Raw genomic sequence first — 17,415 nt, forward strand, 5'->3', positions numbered from 1 at the left:
TCTTAGAGGGTACAAGGCCGTGGCCTGTGCCCTGTGTCGAATCAAACAACTGGTGCCGCCATGCGCCGCACTAGAGGAAATATCAGTGAGTACAGCTTTACCCAAGGGTCTGTTCATCAGTTTTGAGGGCATCGATGGCGCGGGCAAGTCCTCGCATATCGAGGCACTGGCCCAGGCTTTTCGCGATCAGGGCCGGGTGGTCACGCTCACGCGCGAGCCCGGAGGCACGTCACTGGCCGAAAAGCTGCGCGCCCTGATGCTGCATGACGCCATGGACCCGCTGACCGAGGCGCTGATCGCGTTTGCGGCCCGGCGCGACCATCTGGTGCAGGTCATAGAGCCGGCGCTGGCGCGTGGCGAGGTGGTCATCAGCGACCGCTTCACCGATGCCACTTTCGCCTACCAGGGCGCGGGCCGCGGCTTCAGCTGGGAGCAGTTGTCGGCTCTGGAGCGCATGGCTCAGACCGGTACTGCGCTGCATGCCGGTCCGGACTCGGACTTCATGCGCGAGCCCGACATGACGCTGTGGTTTGACCTGCCTGCCGAAGTGGCTGCCGAGCGCCTGGCCACGGCCCGTGTTCCCGACCGCTTCGAAGCCCAGCCCGGCGAGTTCTTTGCCCGCGTGGCCAAAGGCTATGCGGAGCGAGCCCGGACTGCGCCTGGGCGCTTTGTGCGCATCGACGCCCATGCCAGCCGCCACGCCGTGTGGCAGCAGATCACCCAGGCCGTGGTGCGCAAGGGCTGGCTGGCCATCATGGTGGGCAGCAAGCCATGAGTGCCGGCGACGTTGAAGCGCCCTGGATCGCCGCGCAGCGTGGCCGCCTGCTGGCCCAGCGTGGTCATGCCTGGCTGCTGCAAGGGCCTTCGGGTCTGGGTCAGTACGCTCTGGGACTGTCGCTGGTGCGCGCCTGGCTTTGCGAGCAGCCGTCTGCGCAAGGCGCTTGCGGCCACTGCGCCAGCTGCCATGCCATCGAGGTGCGTGCCCATGCCGATCTGTGCGTGCTCATGCCCGAGGTGCAGATGATGGAGCTGGGCTGGCCGTTGCCGGAAAAAGCCCAGGCCGACATCGACGACAAAAAGCGCAAGCCCAGCAAGGAAATCCGCGTGGAAGCCATGCGCGATGCCGTGGAGTTCTGCCAGCGCACCAGCGCGCGCGGACGCGGCAAGGCCGTGCTGGTCTACCCGGCCGAGCAAATGAATGCGATTACCGCCAACGCCTTGCTCAAGACGCTGGAGGAGCCACCCGGAGACACCCGCTTCGTGCTGGCCAGCGAGGCCGCGCACCAGCTGCTGCCCACCATTCGCAGCCGCTGCCTGACGCACACCATGACCTGGCCGGCAGCGGCCGAGGCCGTGCAGTGGCTGCAGGCGCAAGGTTTGAACGAGCCGGATGCCGCAGCGGCCTTGCAGGCTGCTGGCGGCCGACCCGGCGATGCGCTGCGCATGGCGGCGGACTCGGGCAAGGCCGCCGCCTGGGCGCAACTGCCAAGGCAGCTGGCCAAGGGAGATGTGGCTGCGCTGGCGGCTTTTGCTCCCGTGGATGCCGTGCAGGCGCTGCAGAAAATCTGCCACGACCTGATGGCTCTGGCCGGCGGCGGCGAGCCCCGGTATTTCTCACCTGCCGATCTGCCGGGCAAGCCGCTGCCCATGGCGCTGCTGGCCGAATGGTCGCGCGAGCTGGTGCAGGCGGCGCGCACGGCCGATCACCCCTTCAATGCCGGGTTGATGATGGAGGCCCTGGCTTCCAGGGCGCGGGCGGTGCTGATCTCGGGCAAAGCCGCCAGAGCCGTGCGCTAGGTCATGAGGCAAGGGTTTGGTCAAAATTTTTCCGGGTGTTAACCTCGCGAGTACAGCCGCCCGGCTGCCACAAGAATTCTGCTATCCACTATGAACGCAACTACCACCCCTCGTCCCAGCGTGATGCAGCTGGCGATCAAGGAGAAGGCGGCGCTGTATGCCGCCTATATTCCGTTGTTCGCCGAAGGGGGGATTTTTGTGCCCACGCAGCGTGACTACCGATTGGGCGATGATGTCTATGTGCTGCTGACCCTGCCCGACGATCCGCAGCGCTACCCGGTCGCGGGTCGTGTGGCCTGGGTGACGCCCGAGCGTGCTTCCGGCAATCGCACCCAGGGCGTGGGCATCCAGTTTCCCAAGGATGCTAAGTCCGCCGAGCTCAAAGCCAAGATCGAGCAGATTCTGGGCACGGCCCTGAGCTCCGAGAAGCCCACTCAGACAATCTGATTTTTAACACTGGCGCGCTCCCACATCAGAGACGCCGAGCAAGAGCCGTCTCGCAGCGATGGCGTCGACCCCTGGGGGAAGCGGCGCAGCCGCTCAGGGGAGGTCCAATTTCTATGTTTACCGATTCCCACTGCCACCTGAATTTCCCCGAGCTGAGCGCCAATATCGCGCAGATCCGCGAAGCCATGGCTGCCGCCAAGGTCACGCGCGCGCTGTGCATCAGCACGACGATGGAAGAGTTTCCCGAAGTGCACCAGCTGGCGCTGGACTACGACAATTTCTGGGCCACCGTGGGCGTGCACCCCGATACCGAAGACATGACCGAGCCCAGCGTGCAGGACCTGGTGGAGCGCGCAGCGCTGCCGCGCGTGGTGGCCATCGGCGAGACCGGTCTCGATTACTACGGCATGGAAGACCGCAAGGGCGGTCGCACGATTGCCGATCTGGAATGGCAGCGCGAGCGTTTCCGCACGCATATCAGGGCTGCGCAGATCACGCAAAAGCCGCTGGTCATCCACACCCGCAGCAGCTCCGACGACACCCTGGGCATTTTGCGCGAATGCGGGGAGGCCGATTCCGCCACCCAGGCCGGCGGTGTCTTTCACTGTTTTACCGAAACGGCCGAAGTGGCCCGTGCCGGGCTGGACATGGGTTACTACATCTCCCTGTCGGGCATCGTGACCTTCAAGAATGCCCAGCATCTGCGCGACGTGGCGGCCTTCGTGCCGCTGGACAGGCTGTTGATAGAAACCGACAGTCCTTATCTGGCGCCCGTGCCCTACCGCGGCAAGACCAATAATCCTTCATACGTGCCCTTTGTGGCCAAGCAGATTGCCGAGGTGCGCGGCATTTCCATTGAGGAGGTGGCCGCCGCCACCAGTGCCAACTTTGACCGCCTGTTCAAGGGCGTGACCTTGTCAGCGAACTCTGGAGCCAGTGCATGAGTCTTTTTGCTGCCCCATCGATTGCATCGTCATTGAGCCGCCGCCAGAGCCTGCGCTGGGCCGGTGCTGCTGTCGTCGGGGTGGCGGGCCTGCCAGGACTGGCACGAGCCAATGACTACGAGGACTATTCGCGGGCGCTGGTCAGCGACAACTCCAGTGCCATGGTGAATCTGATCTTTCGCGGCTTCAATGCCAACACCCTGGATTCGCGCGGGCGGCCGGGGCTGGTGGCGGCCCTGCATCAGGACTCGCTCAAGGTCTTCGATGTGCTGCTCAAGGCGCCGCGCATCGATGTCAATCTGGCCTCGCGCCAGAATGAGACGCCGCTGATGATGGCCTGCATCAAGGGCCATCTCGACATCGTGCGCGAGCTCATCAAGCTCGGTGCCGACGTCAATCGCGAAGGCTGGGCGCCGCTGCATTACGCGGCCTCTGCCGATACGCCGCAGACGCTGGACATCGTCAAGCTGTTGCTGGAGGAAAGCGCCTATATCGATGCCGCTTCACCGAACGGCAGCACGCCGCTGATGCTGGCCGCCCAGTACAGCAGCGAAGCCGTGGTCAGGCTGCTGCTGGAGGAGGGCGCGGACATCACGCTGCGCAACCAGCGCAATATGACGGCAGCGGACTTCGCCAGGCTGGTGGACCGGCAGTACATGGTCGATCTGCTGGGCAAGGCGCTGCAGCATGAGCGCCGTACCCAGCCCCCGCGCGGGAGCTGGTAGCGGACGGGTTCAGAATCGGACTAGCTATTTTGATAGCTGCTAGTGCCCAATGAAAAAGGACTTCAGGGTCATTTGACTCTGAAGTCCTTTATTTATATGCGGTAGAAGCTCTTAAATTTGAGGCTCGCCTGGGGTCGAGCTGCGCACCTGATTGTGCAGGCGGGCATAGAGGCCGCCCAGCTCCATCAGCTGTGCATGCGAGCCTTGCTCGGCAATCTGGCCGCGCTCCATGACCACCACGCGGTCCGCATGCTCAATGGTGGACAGGCGGTGGGCGATCACCAGCGTGGTGCGGCCCTGCATCAGCCGGTTCAGGGCTTGCTGGACCAGGCGCTCGGACTCGTTGTCCAGTGCCGAAGTTGCTTCGTCCAGAATCAGGATCGGCGCGTCCTTGTAAAGCGCGCGGGCAATGGCCAGGCGCTGGCGCTGGCCGCCCGAGAGCTGGCTGGCATTGTGGCCCACCAGGGTGTGCAGGCCCTGAGGCAGATTGCGCACGAAGTCGCCCAGATTGGCGGCTTCCAGCGCGGACCAGACGCGGGCCTCGTCAATCTCCTTGCCCAGCGCCACATTGGCCGCGACGCTGTCGTTGAGCATGACCACGTCCTGGCTGACCATGGCGAACTGCTGGCGCAGCGTGTTCAGGTCCCAGTCGGCCACGGGCACGCCCTCCAGCATGATCTGGCCGCTGGTGGGCGAGAAAAAGCGGGGCAGCAGATTGACCAGCGTGGTCTTGCCGGCACCGGATGGACCGACCAGGGCCACGACTTCGCCGGCCTTGACATTCAGGCTCAGGTGCGAGAGGGCCGGAGCCTTGTCCGGGCCGAACTGCACGCTCACGTCGTTCAGTTGCAGTGCGCCGCTGACCTTGGCGGAGGGCTTGAAACTGCCGCCTTGCTCGTCGGTGGAGCCTTCGAGCAGGGCCAGACCACGCTCCAGTGCGGCCACGCCGCGCGTGATGGGGTTGGCCACATCGGCCATGCGGCGAATGGGCGCAATCAGCATCAGCATGGCCGAGATGAATGCGGCAAAGCCACCCACGGTCACATCCTGCACGCTGGCCGAGCCGATGGCGGCGCCGCCTTCGCGGCTTTGCCACAGGGCGATGCAGAGAATCACCGACAGCGCAATCGCTGCCAGCACCTGGGTCAGCGGCGTCATGGCGGCCGAGGCGATGGTGGCCTTGGTGTTCAGGCCGCGCAGCTGACGGCTCAGCTCGCCAAAGCGCGACTGCTGCGAAGCCTGGGCGCCATGGAGGCGCACCATGCGGTGGGCCAGCACGTTCTCCTCCACCACATAGGCCAGTTCGTCGGTGGCCGTCTGGCTGGACTTGGTGATGCGGTACAGACGGCGCGACAGCGTCTTCATGACCCAGGCCACGCCCGGCACCATGAAGGCCACGATCAGCGTGAGCTGCCAGTTCAGATAGATCAGGTAGCCGAGTAGGGCGATCAGCGTGAAGCCGTCGCGAGAGATGCTCATCATGGCCTGCACCAGCTGCTGGGCACCGGTCTGCACCTCGTAGACGATGGTGTTGGACAGCGCCGATGCCGATTGCCTGGAAAACAGGCTCATGTCGGCGGCCAGCAGGCGCTCGAACAGCTTCTGGCGCAGACCCAGCATGCCGTCATTGGTGATGCGTGCCAGGGCGTACTGTCCCGTGAACTGGGCCAGGCCGCGAATGACGAACAGGCCGATCAGAAACACCGGCACCGTCCACAGCGCAAGCGAGCCAGCCGTAAAACCGCTGTCGAGCAAGGGCTTGAGCAGTGCCGGCATGGCGGGCTCGGTGGCTGCCCCCACCAGCGTGGCCAGTATGGCCAGACCCCAGGCCCAGCGCTGGCCCGAGAAATAAGGCGTCAGGCGCTTGAGGCGCTGCATCAGCGGCAGCTCGGATGGATTGACGGGGGCCGCTTGAGCGGGAGCTGGGGCAGGGACGGCCTTGGCGGTCTCGCTCGGCGATGGGGACGGTGTGGCTTGCATAAGCGCGTGATTTTAGGGCTTGTGCTTTTGGAGTCCGCACGGATCTCAATAGATGAAATTCTGGATGAAGTTGTAACGAACTATGCCTGTTTGAATATAAAGCGCAAGCCTGCGGCAGAATTGGCCTGGGGCTTGTCCCTGCACTCATGCAGACTCTGGCATGCTCCCGATCTGAAAGTTTTGTGGCACTTGCGTTTGATCACCCTACTGAGCACGTTCTTACATCAGGAATCCGTCAGTGTGTGTAACATTCGCGCTTGTGTTTGTACCGGGCAATTCCGGAAATTTTGATGGCTGCCAATGACTATTGACCGACTTCCATCCCTGACAACCTGGGCGGCAGGGCCGCGCGCTTCCCGCAGAGCCATGCTGGCAACGTTAGCCGCCACGCCGGCCCTTCCGGCACTGGCCCAGTTCAGGGTTGAGGTAACAGGCGTGGGCCTGACACAGTTGCCGATCGCAATTGCCCAGTTCAAGGGAGAGGGCTCGGCCCCACAGAAGATTTCCGCCATCATCCAGGCCGACCTGGAGCGCAGCGGACAGTTCCGCGGCGTGGATGCCTCAGGCCTGGCGCTTGACGAGACCTCACGCCCCGATGTGGCCCAGTGGCGTCAGAAGGGTGCCGATTCGCTGGCGACCGGCAGCATCACGCGTCTGGCGGATGGCCGCTGGGATGTGCGCTTCCGCCTTTGGGATGTGGTCAAAGGCCAGGATCTGGGTGGTCAGGGCTTCGCAGTCACCACCGGCGATCTGCGCCTCGTGGCCCACCGCATTGCCGACTACATCTATGAAAAGCTCACGGGCGAGAAAGGCATTTTCTCCACCCGCATTGCCTATGTGACCAAGGCCGGTGCCCACTACCGCCTGTGGATTGCCGATGCGGACGGCGAGAATGCCCAGTCCGCGCTATCCAGTCCCGAGCCCATCATTTCCCCTGCCTGGGCGCCCAACGGCACGCAACTGGCCTATGTGTCCTTCGAGTCACGCAAGCCCGTGGTCTATGTGCACGATGTAGCCAGCGGCCATCGTCGTCTGCTGGCCAACTTCCGCGGCTCCAACAGCGCTCCCGCCTGGTCGCCAGACGGCAGCCGTCTGGCCGTGACGCTGAGCCGCGACGGCGGCTCGCAGCTGTATCTGCTCAGCGCCCAGGGCGGTGAGCCCCGTCGTCTCATGCAAAGCAGCGGCATCGATACCGAGCCCTGCTTCTCCAGTGACGGTCGCACCATTTACTTTGTCAGCGATCGTGGCGGTGCACCTCAGGTCTACAAGGTCTCGTCCTCGGGCGGCAGCGCCGAGCGAGTGACCTTCACCGGCAACTACAACATCTCGCCCGCCATCAGCCCCGACGGCAAATGGCTGGCCTATATCTCCCGCGTAGGTGGTGGTTTCAAGCTCCAGGTCATGGATCTGGCGACAGGCACAGTGAACTCGGTCACGGACACCACGGCGGACGAAAGCCCGAGTTTTGCGCCCAATAGCCGTCTGATTGTTTACGCCACCATTCAGGGCGGCCGTGAAGCACTCATGACCACCACGCTGGACGGCAAGATCAAGGCGCGTCTGGCCGGTGCAAGTGGAGACATACGTGAGCCCGACTGGGGCCCGTTCCAAAAACACTGATCTGAAGTTTGCTTTCCCTCTTTCTTTCTAGTGATGAAGTCCGTTGTGGACTGTTCGGAGAAATCTCATGTTGACTATCAAACGTCTTTCCCTGGCTTTGGCTGTGACCGCGCTGGTCGCAGGTTGCAGTTCTGGCGTCAAGCTGGACGACAAGCCCGTTGACGGTTCGCTGTCCAGCCAGGGTGCTGGCACCAGTGGCCAGGGCCAGAGTGGCGTGTCGGGCGTGGACCTGACAGGTTCCGCCGCTTCCAAGGCAGGCCCTCAGGGCGTCAGCCGCATCGTCTACTTCGACTTTGACAGCTACTCTGTCAAGGCTGATGCACAGCCCCAGATCGAAGCCCATGCCAAGTTCATCAAGGCCAACCCCGCTGCCAAGGTGCAACTGGAAGGCCATACCGACGAGCGCGGCGGCCGTGAATACAACCTGGCCCTGGGTCAAAAGCGCGCTGAAGCCGTGCGCCGTTCTCTGGGCCTGCTGGGCGTGAACGACGCTCAGGTTGAAGCAGTGAGCTACGGCAAGGAAAAGCCCGCTGCTGAAGGTCATAGCGAAGACGCCTACGCTCAAAACCGTCGCGTTGAAATCAACTACCGTTAATGATGAAGCAGGCCTTGTTGACTCTCCGTCACGCAACGCTGCCTCGCTTGGTGGTGGCCGGCCTGCTGGCCGGCTCTGCCATCAGCGCCCATGCAGCCCTGTTTGGTGATGACGAGGCGCGCCGCGCCATCATCGAACTGCGCCAGCGCGTTGACAGCCTGCAGCAATCGCAGGAGCAAACCCGCCGCAGCCTGCTGGATCTGCAGTCGCAGATCGAGTCGCTCAAGTCGGACCAGGCCAAGCTGCGGGGTCAGAACGAGCAGCTGACACGCGATGCCGCAGAGTTGCAGCGTGGCCAGAAAGATCTGGCCAAGGGCTTTGACGAGCGGCTGCGCCAGTTCGAACCCGTCAGCGTGACTGTGGACGGCGTGGAGTTCACCGCCGATCGCAATGAGCAGCAGGAATTCGAGCAGGCTCTGGGCATGTTCCGTTCGGGCAAGTTCCCCGAGGCCGGTCAGGCCTTCGCCGCTTTCCTGCGCCAATGGCCCAAGAGCGGCTATACACCGTCGGTGCGCTTCTGGCTGGGCAACTCGCAGTACGCCACGCGCGACTACAAGAATGCCATCGCCAATTTCCGCTCGGTCATGACCAATGCACCCATGCATGCTCGTGCACCGGAAGCGGCCCTGTCCATCGCCAACTGTCTGGTGGAACTCAAGGACACCAAGGCAGCTCGCAAGACCCTGGAAGAGCTGCTGCAGGCCTATCCGAACTCGGAAGCCGCAGGGATTGCCAAGTCCAAGCTGGCGACACTCAAATAATGGCTGAATATTCTCAGCCTCAAGCGGAAACAGCGCCCCAATCCGGCGCTGTTTTTTCTATGGAAGAAGCAGATGTGCAGCGCCGCTTTGGCGGTTTGGAGCGCCTCTACGGCGTGCAGGGGGCAGCCCGGATTCGTGCGGCCCATGTAGTGGTGGTCGGTGTGGGCGGAGTCGGTTCATGGACGGCCGAGGCTCTGGCGCGCAGCGGCGTGAGCCGCTTGACTCTGATCGATATGGACCATGTGGCCGAGTCCAATATCAATCGCCAGATCCACGCGCTGACCAGCACTGTCGGTCAGGCCAAGATCGATGCCATGCGTGATCGTATCGCCGAGATCAATCCGGCCTGCGTGGTCAATTGCATCGATGAATTTGTCGACCCAGACAACTGGCAGCAACTCTTGCCGGCAGATGCCGATGCGGTGATAGATGCTTGCGACCAGATCAAGGCCAAGGCCGAAATGGCGGTACATGCGCGCAAAACCAGGCAGTGCTTTATCTCCGTCGGTGCTGCAGGTGGCAAGCGCATGGCCCACTTGGTGGACATTGCAGACCTGAGTGCGACAACCCATGATCCGCTTCTGTCGCAGCTGCGCTACCGGCTGCGCAAGCAGCATGGCGCTCCCAAGGATGGCAAGCGCATGGGGGTGACTTGTGTGTTCAGCCGCGAGGCCGTCGCACCACCGGATGCATCTTGCTCAATCGAGGGCGGTGATGGCAGTCTCAACTGCCACGGTTATGGCTCGGTCGTAGCTGTGACAGCTACCTTTGGTCAGTGCGCAGCAGGCTGGGTACTTGATCAATTGGCTCGCAAACCAAGCTAATCCAACTAATTCAAGAATTAGGCAAAGAGCCGGAAAAAATAGATTACAATAACGTCATTCCACTGATTAGGCAACTACTGCTTTTGATGTGTGGCAGGGTCTTTAGCTCAGTCGGTAGAGCAGCGGACTTTTAATCCGTTGGTCGCGAGTTCGAATCTCGCAGGACCCACCAAAGATAACAAGGCCCCGTAGCAATACGGGGCCTTTTTATTTTGCTATCAATTAAGCAGCAAGAATAAAATTCAAGCTGCCTTTCTTTTGGCTGGTGTGCGGATTTTTTTGCCAACCAACGCAACAGCGGTCTGAAGAGTCTGGGTCGCAAGGTGGCTGTAGCGCTTGGTGCTAACCGCCGACTTGTGCCCCAATACCCCACCAACCGTGTAGAGATCAACCCCGGCGTTGATCATCTCGCTCGCCGTGCTGTGCCGCAAGTCGTGCAGTCTGGCATGACCGAACCCAGCCGCACGAGCGCCAGCCTTGAATGCCTTGCTGACCGTCCACTTGGTAGGCTTCACCGGCCATAGGTCCGGGTTGCGCACGATGTGGGCGACTCGGGGGTGAATTGGCACAGCGCGGGGCTGTCCGTTCTTGGTGTGCTGGCTGCTCAACTCAAACACATCTCCCCCGTAGGCGACTTTGGCCAGGCCCACCTCGGCCGCCCGCATTCCACTGTAGAACGCAATGCGGATTGCGGCCCTCTCCTTGCCGGGCTTGATCTTCGAGCAGATCTTGAGGAACTCGGCTCGGCCCAGGTAGACATGACGCTCGTTGCGCACCTTCGGCATGCTGATGCGTTCGGCTGGGTTTCGGTCTCCTAGTCCATGGTGCTTCCATGCATAGCGGCAAGCCGCCCGAAGGTAGGAGAGCCGGTTGCGCACCGTCGCCGCAGACATCAGCTTCTTGTCGTCACCTACAGGCCGGTAGCTGATGGCGATAGCCGGAAGCGCCGAGAATGGCTTACCGGCGTAGGCGCTGTAGCAGGCCTTGAGCTCGCGCACGATGTTCTCATAGCTCTTGAGCGCTGGTGCGTGGTACTTCAAATAGAGCAGCACCGCATCTTCAATCAGTGGCTCGGGCTTGCTGACACCAGTCGCAATCGAGTGGAGTCGCTTGGTCTCTTCGAGGTCGAACTTTTGGGCCTCGGCTTTGGTGTAGCCTTTTGGAAGAAGGCGGCTAGCCCGCTGCCGCTGGCCCGCAATAACCTGGTCGAACTCAAAGCGCCAACGCTGGTTGCGGGAGTCGAAACGGATCGGCATGATTTTTTGTATTCCTCTATGTCAGATTCTTCAAAGCGCACAGCGCTACCGAATCGGTAGCAGTGCAGGCGCCCGGATTTTGCGAGTTCATAGACGGTTCGCTCGCTAAGTCCGAGCATCCCGGCAACGGCTTTTGCATCAAGCATCTAGGTCTCCAAAAGCAAAACCCCGCATTAGCGGGGCTCGGGGTGGTTGATAGGTTCGCGCCATCTGTCGCGCTTGTCGCCTCGGTCGCGGGCTCGCTTGCTCATCCTTGCGATCCTTCCTTGGCTGCGGACTGGGCGGCGATAGCGGCGCGCTGAGCGTCCCAGCTGCGCGGCATGTATTGGCAATCCACTGTTGGGCGGCGCAACTTATCCAACTCCGAGCAGAGCCAAGGCAGATCGGTTTCGCGGCACTTGTGCTGCTTCATTGCGGCTTCCAAGGTGAAGCGCTCTGCATCGTCCAAGCTCGTCGTGTAGCCCCCACCTGAGCGCCAGAAGCTCGGGCAGTTTCCGACCATTGCGCTCCAGCGAGCATCCTGCAGGTAGTACATGACATCCGCATCCCGCGCGTCTGCCTGCGCCTGGGGTGCTGCGAGCCGGGCATGGGCCTGCGCCATGCGGAAAATGCTTTTCGCATGCCAGTCCGGGTCAACAATGATGGTGTCGGCCGGATAGTTCTTTGCAAACCACTCGCGGAAGCTATCGGGCGTATCCGCCTGCGCGGGAAGTTCGGTAGCAGTAGCCAGCAGGGCGCGCAGCTCGTCTGACGCATCGGACATGGCTTCAACAGCCTCGCTATCAAGTACGCGGTTCAGCAGCTCGACTGGCGCCAGAATCTTCCCGCCATTTACTGCGGGGTTGGTTGCCACGTCGATATGCCAACAGATCAGTTCATGGGTCGCCCACTTTGCCTCGTCTCGCATTGCATTGTTATTTGCTACTCCGAGGTGAGCAGACACCAGCTCTTCGTCTATCACTTGCTGCCATACGTTCGCAGGCGCATCTGCTGCCGGGGTGGCTGCAAGCGCGATCAGTTCACGAACGAAGGACTCAAACTGATGCTGCTCGGCTTGGACTGCACGAAGCTCACGCGGTGGCTCGTCATCTTCGAACAGCGTGGAGTGCTCGATCCAGATGCGATGCTTGCGCATCAGTGCCTTGATTTGTGCCTCATCAGGCTTTTCCGCGACTGCGGGCGCTGCCTGGGCAGGGGCCGGCTCCTGAATCTGGTGCAGGCAGGTGCTGCGCGCTGCAAGTGCCGCTTCATAGCCCAGCACCCACATAGCCTTGTCATTGGTGTTCAGGCACTCAGGTGCATCTGCGATCGTGATCTTGTCCTGCATATAGGTGGCTCCCAGAATGAGAAAAGCCCGCGGCGGCGGGCTGGGGTGTTGTTGGTCAGGCGACTTTTCGGAGCTTGGCCTCCTTGGCGATGAGCCAGACACGGCCCCGGCTATCACCCGGGAAGCGCGACATGGTGCGCACCTCGAGCTTGTCGGCCTTGCCCTGGCTGGCGATCCACTTGCGCATGGCCGCGCCCAGGGGCTGAACTTCATCAGGCTCGCAGGACAGACATTGCCCGGGCTTCATCTTGGCGAACAGCTCTGCATACTTGCCTTCTGGGCATGCGCGCTGGCCGGGGAAGGGATCGTTCTTGATCGTGATGAGCTCAACGTCGATGCTCTTCACGGTCTTGTGCACCTTGCGGCGCGGCTTGGCTTGGTCGAATGCGTTCATGACTGGGCCTCTCCAATCACAGCAGCAGCAAATGCATCCTCGGGAGTCTGCTGCTTCTCGCCACCTTCGTCGTCCTCGATGTCGCGCTGATCTGGGTTGCCACCTGTGCTGGGCGTGTCCGGCTTGCCAGCCCGGTAGCCCTTCTTGGCCTGGACCAGTTCGGCAGGGGCCAGCAGCTTGATGGAGATCTCGCCTTCGGCGGCCAGGCCGGAGAGCTCACCGAACAGCTCGTTGTCCTGCAGCTCTTCGCCGTTGTACGAGATGGTCCATTTGATGGTGACGCTGCCGCCCTCGGAGAGCTCGTACTGCAGGTTCGACACCACCACATCAGTGAAGTCGACGTGGTATTCGTCCAGGCCCCAGTCTTGGGTGAGGCGGTAGCCGCGGAACTTCAGGCCCTTGCCATAGTGGTACAGCAGCGGCAACTGGGGGTGGCGCAGGTTCGGCAGCGGGATATCCAGGCCGGGGATCTCGTTCTGGCCGTCCTTGGCCGCCTTGTTGCAGTAGTGGTGCGCACGCAGTCCGGGCTCGATCAAGTCCAGCAGCGTGTTCTCACCGGTCAGAGAGCATGCCAAGTCGATGGCGCGCACCTTCTCTTCGCCGTGGAGCTCGCGGCGGGGATTGGCGTTGGTGATGACGACATTGGTGGGGTGGGTCAGTTCAAAGGCCATGGAATCCTCTTTTCAATGAAAAAGCCTGCTGGGTTAGAGCAGGCTTGCGGTGGTTGCTATTGATGTCGATCAGGCGGTGACTGCCTGCAGTTCGTCGGCCAGCTTGCGAAAGCCCAGAGACAGCAGCAGCGCCAGGCGCTTGACGTTGGCTTCGGTGATCTGCACTGCTCCACGTTCACGGGTGAACGGGATGCCGTGATGCTCCAGCGTGGCGGCACTGATCTTGCCCAGGCCGGCGGCCTCGAGCAGCGTGTTGACCTGTCCCAGCGTCATGACCGGGCTGGTGTCAGCTGCTGCAGCGCTGGCCTTGGCCGTGCTGATCGCCTGCTTGGCGTCGATGCCGGCCATGCCTTCCACTGCCTTGTCCTGCACCAGGCCTGCCAGATCGTCAGCCACGGGTTGAGCCAGTTCACCGGCCTGCTGAGCCTGGGCAATCGCGGCCTTCTCCTGCTGGGCCTGCTCTTCGATGCGCTTGCGCTCTGCCGCTGCAGCTTCTCGCTCCAGCTTGGCAGCTTCTTCCTTGCGGATCTGATCGCGCTGGGCTTCCAGGCGGGCGGCCTCCTGCTGCTTGTGGTTGCCAATGCGCAGGGCGGCCAGGGCTTGGAAGTCCTCTGCAGCCTTGGTGCCCACGGTGGCGAAGTCGGCGAACAGAGCAATCCAGTCGCCGTCCTCTTGCACCAGGTGCTTGCGGTTGGCTTCCAGTCGGTCGGCCAGTTGGTTGGCTTCGTGCTTGGCATTGGTCAGGGCCACAGCCACCTTGTCGCGCATGCTGTCCAGCGACTTGAGGCCTTTGATTGTGCCTGCGAAGTCGGCAGCAACCTGGGGGAATCGGCAGGGGCGGCCGTCGATTGCTTCCAGGCGCTTCTCCAATTCACCAATGTGGCAGTCCAGATCCTTCTTGGCATCCGTCACCAACGCAGTGCGGCGTGCCTCCTTCTCGGCCGTTACCAGCTTCTCGCGGGCCAGACGCGTGGTGCGCATCAGGTTGGCCAGGTCGTTGGCGGTGCGCGTGAAGGCTTCCACGTCACTGACCTGGGCCAGTGCGCTGGCCACGGCTGCCTTCATTGCATCTTCGCCAGACTTCAGGGCCTTGCACTCCGCCTCGGCATCAGCGAATTCCTGATCGGTAGCGGGCTTGGGCACCATTCCGTCGATGAAAGCACGCACGGCCACGGCCACCTGATCCAGGTTGGAGACAACGGCCAAGCTGCCCTGCAGCTGTACAGCCACGGCCGGCAGGCTTTCAATCGGCTCAGCCACCACGGTGGCCGGGCGCTCGGCATTGGGATCGTAGGCCGCCACATCCTTCTCCAACTGCTCCCAGCCGGCGATGATCTGGGCGCGCAGCTCGGCGTTCGGCTCATACCAGCAGTGCAGCGCTTCCACTGGCAGGCCTTCGGCCGTCCACTTGCTGGCCATGAACAGGATGCGCTCAGCGCCGGAGACCATGGCCTGCTGCTCCATCTGCACCTGATACTGCAGCGGCAGGTCAGCGCCGTCGCAGCCGCGCGCCAGCAGCTCGCGCAGGTCGGCATTGAGCGTCTTGTGCTCAAAGGCCGTGTCGTTCATGAAGGTCAGGCCGTCGAAGCTGGCAGAGTACTTGCCACGGGTTCCGACACAGGGCGAGAGGTCTTCGCCGATGATCTGCTCAGCCAGCGGCCGGGCCAGGGCTTCGAACTGGTGCCCATCGTTGAAGCGGCGCTGAGTGGCTGCATCAATCTCAGGCGTGATGCCCGTGGCCAGTTCCTTGATCAAATCCGAGCGCTTCTTGTAGGGGCTGCATCCCATCATGGCCGGCGCGTCGCTGGCGTTGAAGTGATTGCGGCGGTGGGCATGCCATTCGGCGCTGCCCTGGACGAGATTCACGAGTTGCATGGTCATGCTTGCTCCAGTTCTGCCACGCGGGCGTCGAAAATGTCGGTGAGGGTGGCTTGCTGCGACGGGTCAGCAATGGTTTCGATCTGGTTGCCCAGGTCGTACAGCTTGTTCAGGTCAGTGCAGGCCTTGATTTCGGCGGCCAGCTTTTCATGGTCAGGCGCCGCGGTGCTGGTGTTGGCGGCCTGCTGTAGCTCCGCAACCTTGTCGCGCAACTCCTTTTCTTGCTCGGGAGTCACCTTGCCCTTGCTGCCAAGCCACGCCAGGGCGTCCTCGATGGTCTTCCCCTGGGCGATTCCGTTCAGGATCTGAGGCAGGCGCTCTGCCCATTTGTCGGCCGGCCACTCGGGCAGCACCACCTCTGCCTGCCCCATGTCAACGGGTTGGCGTTGACCCATGGGCTGGGCTTCCACGATGCGCTCTGCTTCGTCCTGGTCGTAGATACCGCCGTATCCGAAGGCGAGGCGCGCGCACTGAATCATGGCCTTGTGGCGCAGCATGCGCTTCGGATGGGACTGCCAGGGGCCGGTGCCGCGCTTGCACTCGGCCATCCACTCCGTCACCTTGATAGGGCGGTTGCGATCCTTGCGGAAGATGACGCAGGTGCAAGACTGGTCGTCCTGTTCAAATTCGATACCGTCGAATTGCGGGTGCGAGTTGATGATCCGGCTCCAGCCATCCACGCCGACCACGGGCACGATGCCGTTGTTCTTGTCGGGGAAGGCGTAGATTTCCTTCGTCCAAGGGTTCAAGGCGTACTGGTTGGCGACCACCATCAGGGCGGTCATCTGGGCATCTGATACTTGGCCCTTGAAGGCCGTGGCCTTGAGAGTCTCGATCAGACCAGCACCATCGCCCATGTCCAGGGTGGCGGCTAACTTCTGGGTCAACGTAACTAGAGCACTGCTCATGAAAACCTCACTTGAGTGATAAAGGCGACGAGGGCGGCAGCGCTGCTGGCCACCCACAAAAGAAAAGCCCGGGCGGTACCGGGCTTGGTGTCTGTTTTGCTCATGGCTTCCTGGCTAGGGCGAAGAAGGCGAGAGCGATGAAGAGCAGGGCGAGCGCTTCAGTCATAGGGCTGACCTGTGGCTTTGGCGATGGCGGCTCGCAGGCGCGTCGTTCTGCAATCAGCTTCGCCGCATTCACAGAAGAGGCCCAGCTCTTGGAGCGCCTCTTGGAAATCCTTGGCGACCTCCAGCAGATCCGGCGCTGTGGCAATCAGGCGTGCATTGGCTTCGAATTCTTTGTGATTCAGTCCAGCGCGAGCTACCGCGTCATCCCACTTTTCAGCCGAAATTCGGCCATTAACAAGCTGTCTCTCGGCAAAAATCTCGAACGCTTTGTCATCATCGTCCTGGATGCAAACCACCCAAGGCCCCGGCGTGTGCTTTGCTTCGGTCATGGCTTTTCCCTTTCCTTGAGCATGGCATCGGCCATCTGATATGCCCAGACTGCGCGGATTGCAGGATCGAGAGCGGTGTGGACGCCGCAGGAGTCTGCGATCGAGCCTTGCATTGCCTTGGCCGCGAAATAGTCACGCAGGCTCATGCCAGAAATGGCTTCGGCTCTGGCTTGCGTGTAAAACGAGTCGCGGTTAACACCTTCCGGCGCGGCGTCCAGCTTTGCGGCGGCATAGGCATGGATGGCCTGACCATCCTGCATAGGGAATGCCGTGCCGCCGTTGTTCTTCTGATTCATGGCTTTTCCTTCAAACATTGAACGGTCTGCGTATCGAGCCACTCGGCATGCATCCCTGGGCAAAGCCACGCGCCGGCGGCAGCACGCTTGAGGTCGGCGGCTGAAGTGGTGATCGGTGCATCAGCCGCCTGGGCGCTGCAACCGGCCAGTCCGGTGCACAGCACGATTAGCAGCAGGGCCAGAAACAACAAAGCCCGCTTGGGTGCGGGCTTCTTGCGGCGTGGGAGGCGCTGGAGTTGGATGGGGGAGGGCATCAGGTGGCTCCTTCTGGGTTGGCACCATTGAATACCTGTTGCACCGCCTTGCCGACAGCAATCATGCAGGTATCACAGAGGTCATAGCTTGCGTTATTGCTGGCGACGGCATGGCCATATGCATCCAGACCATTTCGGAAGATATCAACCTTGGCCTCAAGACGCCCATTTGATTGATCCCGCTCATTGCCGCAGCAGTCGCAGATCACGATCGTTCTGGCAGGGATGAGTTTTTTCGCCATGG

The 17,415-nt window shown here is 62.0% G+C and carries 20 protein-coding genes, 1 tRNA gene and 1 pseudogene; 10 read left to right on the forward strand and 12 right to left on the reverse strand.

Going from position 1 to position 17,415, the window contains the following annotated elements; genetic code table 11:
- The first annotated feature begins 85 nt into the window (after positions 1-85).
- The 5 genes from tmk (at position 86) to EIC84_RS00125 (ending at position 3,913) form a co-directional block, all read left to right on the forward strand.
- The gene (gene tmk, locus EIC84_RS00105) at positions 86-775 is read left to right on the forward strand and encodes a dTMP kinase (protein WP_003061505.1); all 690 of its coding nucleotides are present in this window, start codon (positions 86-88) and stop codon (positions 773-775) included.
- The gene (locus EIC84_RS00110) at positions 772-1,797 is read left to right on the forward strand and encodes a DNA polymerase III subunit delta' (RefSeq protein WP_003061507.1); all 1,026 of its coding nucleotides are present in this window, start codon (positions 772-774) and stop codon (positions 1,795-1,797) included. Before tmk ends, EIC84_RS00110 begins: the two co-directional genes overlap by 4 nt.
- 123 nt (positions 1,798-1,920) lie before the next feature.
- On the forward strand, positions 1,921-2,244 hold the full coding sequence (locus EIC84_RS00115) for a PilZ domain-containing protein (RefSeq protein ID WP_012837773.1): 324 nt from the start codon (positions 1,921-1,923) through the stop codon (positions 2,242-2,244).
- Between the two features lie 113 nt (positions 2,245-2,357).
- The gene (locus tag EIC84_RS00120) at positions 2,358-3,188 is read left to right on the forward strand and encodes a TatD family hydrolase (protein WP_003061510.1); all 831 of its coding nucleotides are present in this window, start codon (positions 2,358-2,360) and stop codon (positions 3,186-3,188) included.
- Entirely contained in the window at positions 3,185-3,913 is a 729-nt protein-coding gene (locus EIC84_RS00125) for an ankyrin repeat domain-containing protein (RefSeq protein WP_003061512.1), read from the forward strand. The genes EIC84_RS00120 and EIC84_RS00125 overlap by 4 nt, the downstream gene beginning before the upstream one ends.
- 111 nt (positions 3,914-4,024) lie before the next feature.
- On the opposite strand, the gene msbA is transcribed toward EIC84_RS00125, so the two are convergent.
- Positions 4,025-5,893, reverse strand: a complete 1,869-nt coding sequence (gene msbA, locus EIC84_RS00130) for a lipid A export permease/ATP-binding protein MsbA (protein ID WP_003061514.1) — start codon at positions 5,891-5,893, stop codon at positions 4,025-4,027.
- A gap of 300 nt (positions 5,894-6,193) precedes the next feature.
- On the opposite strand from msbA, the gene tolB reads away from it, so the two are divergent.
- The 5 genes from tolB to EIC84_RS00155 all read left to right on the forward strand — a co-directional run bounded on the left by tolB (position 6,194) and on the right by EIC84_RS00155 (position 9,865).
- Positions 6,194-7,513, forward strand: coding sequence for a Tol-Pal system beta propeller repeat protein TolB (tolB, locus tag EIC84_RS00135; protein WP_034361226.1), 1,320 nt, complete (start codon positions 6,194-6,196; stop codon positions 7,511-7,513).
- A gap of 67 nt (positions 7,514-7,580) precedes the next feature.
- Positions 7,581-8,108 carry a peptidoglycan-associated lipoprotein Pal gene (pal, locus tag EIC84_RS00140; protein ID WP_003061517.1) on the forward strand — a complete coding sequence of 176 codons (528 nt, stop codon included), beginning with the start codon at positions 7,581-7,583 and terminating at the stop codon, positions 8,106-8,108.
- Positions 8,108-8,869, forward strand: a complete 762-nt coding sequence (gene ybgF / locus EIC84_RS00145) for a tol-pal system protein YbgF (protein WP_003061519.1) — start codon at positions 8,108-8,110, stop codon at positions 8,867-8,869. The genes pal and ybgF overlap by 1 nt, the downstream gene beginning before the upstream one ends.
- Positions 8,869-9,693, forward strand: coding sequence for a ThiF family adenylyltransferase (locus EIC84_RS00150; RefSeq protein ID WP_003061521.1), 825 nt, complete (start codon positions 8,869-8,871; stop codon positions 9,691-9,693). Before ybgF ends, EIC84_RS00150 begins: the two co-directional genes overlap by 1 nt.
- 96 nt (positions 9,694-9,789) lie before the next feature.
- Positions 9,790-9,865, forward strand: a tRNA-Lys gene (locus EIC84_RS00155).
- A 70-nt stretch (positions 9,866-9,935) separates the two neighbouring features.
- Here EIC84_RS00155 and EIC84_RS00160 read toward each other — a convergent pair.
- The 11 genes and pseudogenes from EIC84_RS00160 to EIC84_RS00210 all read right to left on the reverse strand — a co-directional run bounded on the left by EIC84_RS00160 (position 9,936) and on the right by EIC84_RS00210 (position 17,413).
- A complete protein-coding gene (locus tag EIC84_RS00160) occupies positions 9,936-10,949 on the reverse strand; it encodes a tyrosine-type recombinase/integrase (RefSeq protein WP_003061523.1) in 1,014 nt (337 codons plus the stop codon).
- A gap of 14 nt (positions 10,950-10,963) precedes the next feature.
- Positions 10,964-11,095, reverse strand: a pseudogene (locus EIC84_RS26585) (helix-turn-helix domain-containing protein); the annotation flags it as partial.
- Positions 11,096-11,196: 101 nt separating this feature from the next.
- Positions 11,197-12,276: a hypothetical protein gene (locus tag EIC84_RS00170; protein ID WP_003061525.1), complete on the reverse strand. Its 1,080-nt coding sequence runs from the start codon at positions 12,274-12,276 to the stop codon at positions 11,197-11,199.
- 55 nt (positions 12,277-12,331) lie between these two features.
- Complete coding sequence (locus EIC84_RS00175) at positions 12,332-12,670, reverse strand: hypothetical protein (RefSeq protein WP_003061527.1); 339 nt, start codon at positions 12,668-12,670, stop codon at positions 12,332-12,334.
- Positions 12,667-13,341 carry a hypothetical protein gene (locus EIC84_RS00180; RefSeq protein ID WP_003061528.1) on the reverse strand — a complete coding sequence of 225 codons (675 nt, stop codon included), beginning with the start codon at positions 13,339-13,341 and terminating at the stop codon, positions 12,667-12,669. The genes EIC84_RS00175 and EIC84_RS00180 overlap by 4 nt, the downstream gene beginning before the upstream one ends.
- A 69-nt stretch (positions 13,342-13,410) precedes the next feature.
- A complete protein-coding gene (locus EIC84_RS00185) occupies positions 13,411-15,222 on the reverse strand; it encodes a lambda-exonuclease family protein (protein ID WP_003061530.1) in 1,812 nt (603 codons plus the stop codon).
- Complete coding sequence (bet, locus tag EIC84_RS26590) at positions 15,219-16,127, reverse strand: phage recombination protein Bet (protein WP_034361228.1); 909 nt, start codon at positions 16,125-16,127, stop codon at positions 15,219-15,221. Before bet ends, EIC84_RS00185 begins: the two co-directional genes overlap by 4 nt.
- Before the next feature lie 158 nt (positions 16,128-16,285).
- Positions 16,286-16,621 (reverse strand): hypothetical protein, encoded by a 336-nt coding sequence (locus EIC84_RS00195; RefSeq protein WP_003061533.1) that lies wholly within the window; start codon positions 16,619-16,621, stop codon positions 16,286-16,288.
- Positions 16,618-16,917 carry a hypothetical protein gene (locus EIC84_RS00200; protein ID WP_003061535.1) on the reverse strand — a complete coding sequence of 100 codons (300 nt, stop codon included), beginning with the start codon at positions 16,915-16,917 and terminating at the stop codon, positions 16,618-16,620. Before EIC84_RS00200 ends, EIC84_RS00195 begins: the two co-directional genes overlap by 4 nt.
- A complete protein-coding gene (locus EIC84_RS00205) occupies positions 16,914-17,171 on the reverse strand; it encodes a hypothetical protein (RefSeq protein ID WP_003061537.1) in 258 nt (85 codons plus the stop codon). Before EIC84_RS00205 ends, EIC84_RS00200 begins: the two co-directional genes overlap by 4 nt.
- Entirely contained in the window at positions 17,171-17,413 is a 243-nt protein-coding gene (locus EIC84_RS00210) for a hypothetical protein (protein ID WP_003061539.1), read from the reverse strand. Before EIC84_RS00210 ends, EIC84_RS00205 begins: the two co-directional genes overlap by 1 nt.
- Positions 17,414-17,415: the final 2 nt, after the last annotated feature.

The organism is Comamonas sp. A23, assembly GCF_004522605.1.
Lineage (GTDB): Bacteria > Pseudomonadota > Gammaproteobacteria > Burkholderiales > Burkholderiaceae_C > Comamonas > Comamonas thiooxydans.

Coding starts and splice junctions, on each gene's coding strand:
- EIC84_RS00110 (WP_003061507.1), top strand. CDS start 772: ATGAGTGCCGGCGACGTTGAAGCGCCCTGGATCGCCGCGCAGCGTGGC.
- EIC84_RS00115 (WP_012837773.1), top strand. CDS start 1,921: ATGCAGCTGGCGATCAAGGAGAAGGCGGCGCTGTATGCCGCCTATATT.
- EIC84_RS00120 (WP_003061510.1), top strand. CDS start 2,358: ATGTTTACCGATTCCCACTGCCACCTGAATTTCCCCGAGCTGAGCGCC.
- EIC84_RS00125 (WP_003061512.1), top strand. CDS start 3,185: ATGAGTCTTTTTGCTGCCCCATCGATTGCATCGTCATTGAGCCGCCGC.
- msbA (WP_003061514.1), bottom strand. CDS start 5,893: ATGCAAGCCACACCGTCCCCATCGCCGAGCGAGACCGCCAAGGCCGTC.
- tolB (WP_034361226.1), top strand. CDS start 6,194: ATGACTATTGACCGACTTCCATCCCTGACAACCTGGGCGGCAGGGCCG.
- pal (WP_003061517.1), top strand. CDS start 7,581: ATGTTGACTATCAAACGTCTTTCCCTGGCTTTGGCTGTGACCGCGCTG.
- ybgF (WP_003061519.1), top strand. CDS start 8,108: ATGATGAAGCAGGCCTTGTTGACTCTCCGTCACGCAACGCTGCCTCGC.
- EIC84_RS00150 (WP_003061521.1), top strand. CDS start 8,869: ATGGCTGAATATTCTCAGCCTCAAGCGGAAACAGCGCCCCAATCCGGC.
- EIC84_RS00160 (WP_003061523.1), bottom strand. CDS start 10,949: ATGCCGATCCGTTTCGACTCCCGCAACCAGCGTTGGCGCTTTGAGTTC.
- EIC84_RS00170 (WP_003061525.1), bottom strand. CDS start 12,276: ATGCAGGACAAGATCACGATCGCAGATGCACCTGAGTGCCTGAACACC.
- EIC84_RS00175 (WP_003061527.1), bottom strand. CDS start 12,670: ATGAACGCATTCGACCAAGCCAAGCCGCGCCGCAAGGTGCACAAGACC.
- EIC84_RS00180 (WP_003061528.1), bottom strand. CDS start 13,341: ATGGCCTTTGAACTGACCCACCCCACCAATGTCGTCATCACCAACGCC.
- EIC84_RS00185 (WP_003061530.1), bottom strand. CDS start 15,222: ATGACCATGCAACTCGTGAATCTCGTCCAGGGCAGCGCCGAATGGCAT.
- bet (WP_034361228.1), bottom strand. CDS start 16,127: ATGAGCAGTGCTCTAGTTACGTTGACCCAGAAGTTAGCCGCCACCCTG.
- EIC84_RS00195 (WP_003061533.1), bottom strand. CDS start 16,621: ATGACCGAAGCAAAGCACACGCCGGGGCCTTGGGTGGTTTGCATCCAG.
- EIC84_RS00200 (WP_003061535.1), bottom strand. CDS start 16,917: ATGAATCAGAAGAACAACGGCGGCACGGCATTCCCTATGCAGGATGGT.
- EIC84_RS00205 (WP_003061537.1), bottom strand. CDS start 17,171: ATGCCCTCCCCCATCCAACTCCAGCGCCTCCCACGCCGCAAGAAGCCC.
- EIC84_RS00210 (WP_003061539.1), bottom strand. CDS start 17,413: ATGGCGAAAAAACTCATCCCTGCCAGAACGATCGTGATCTGCGACTGC.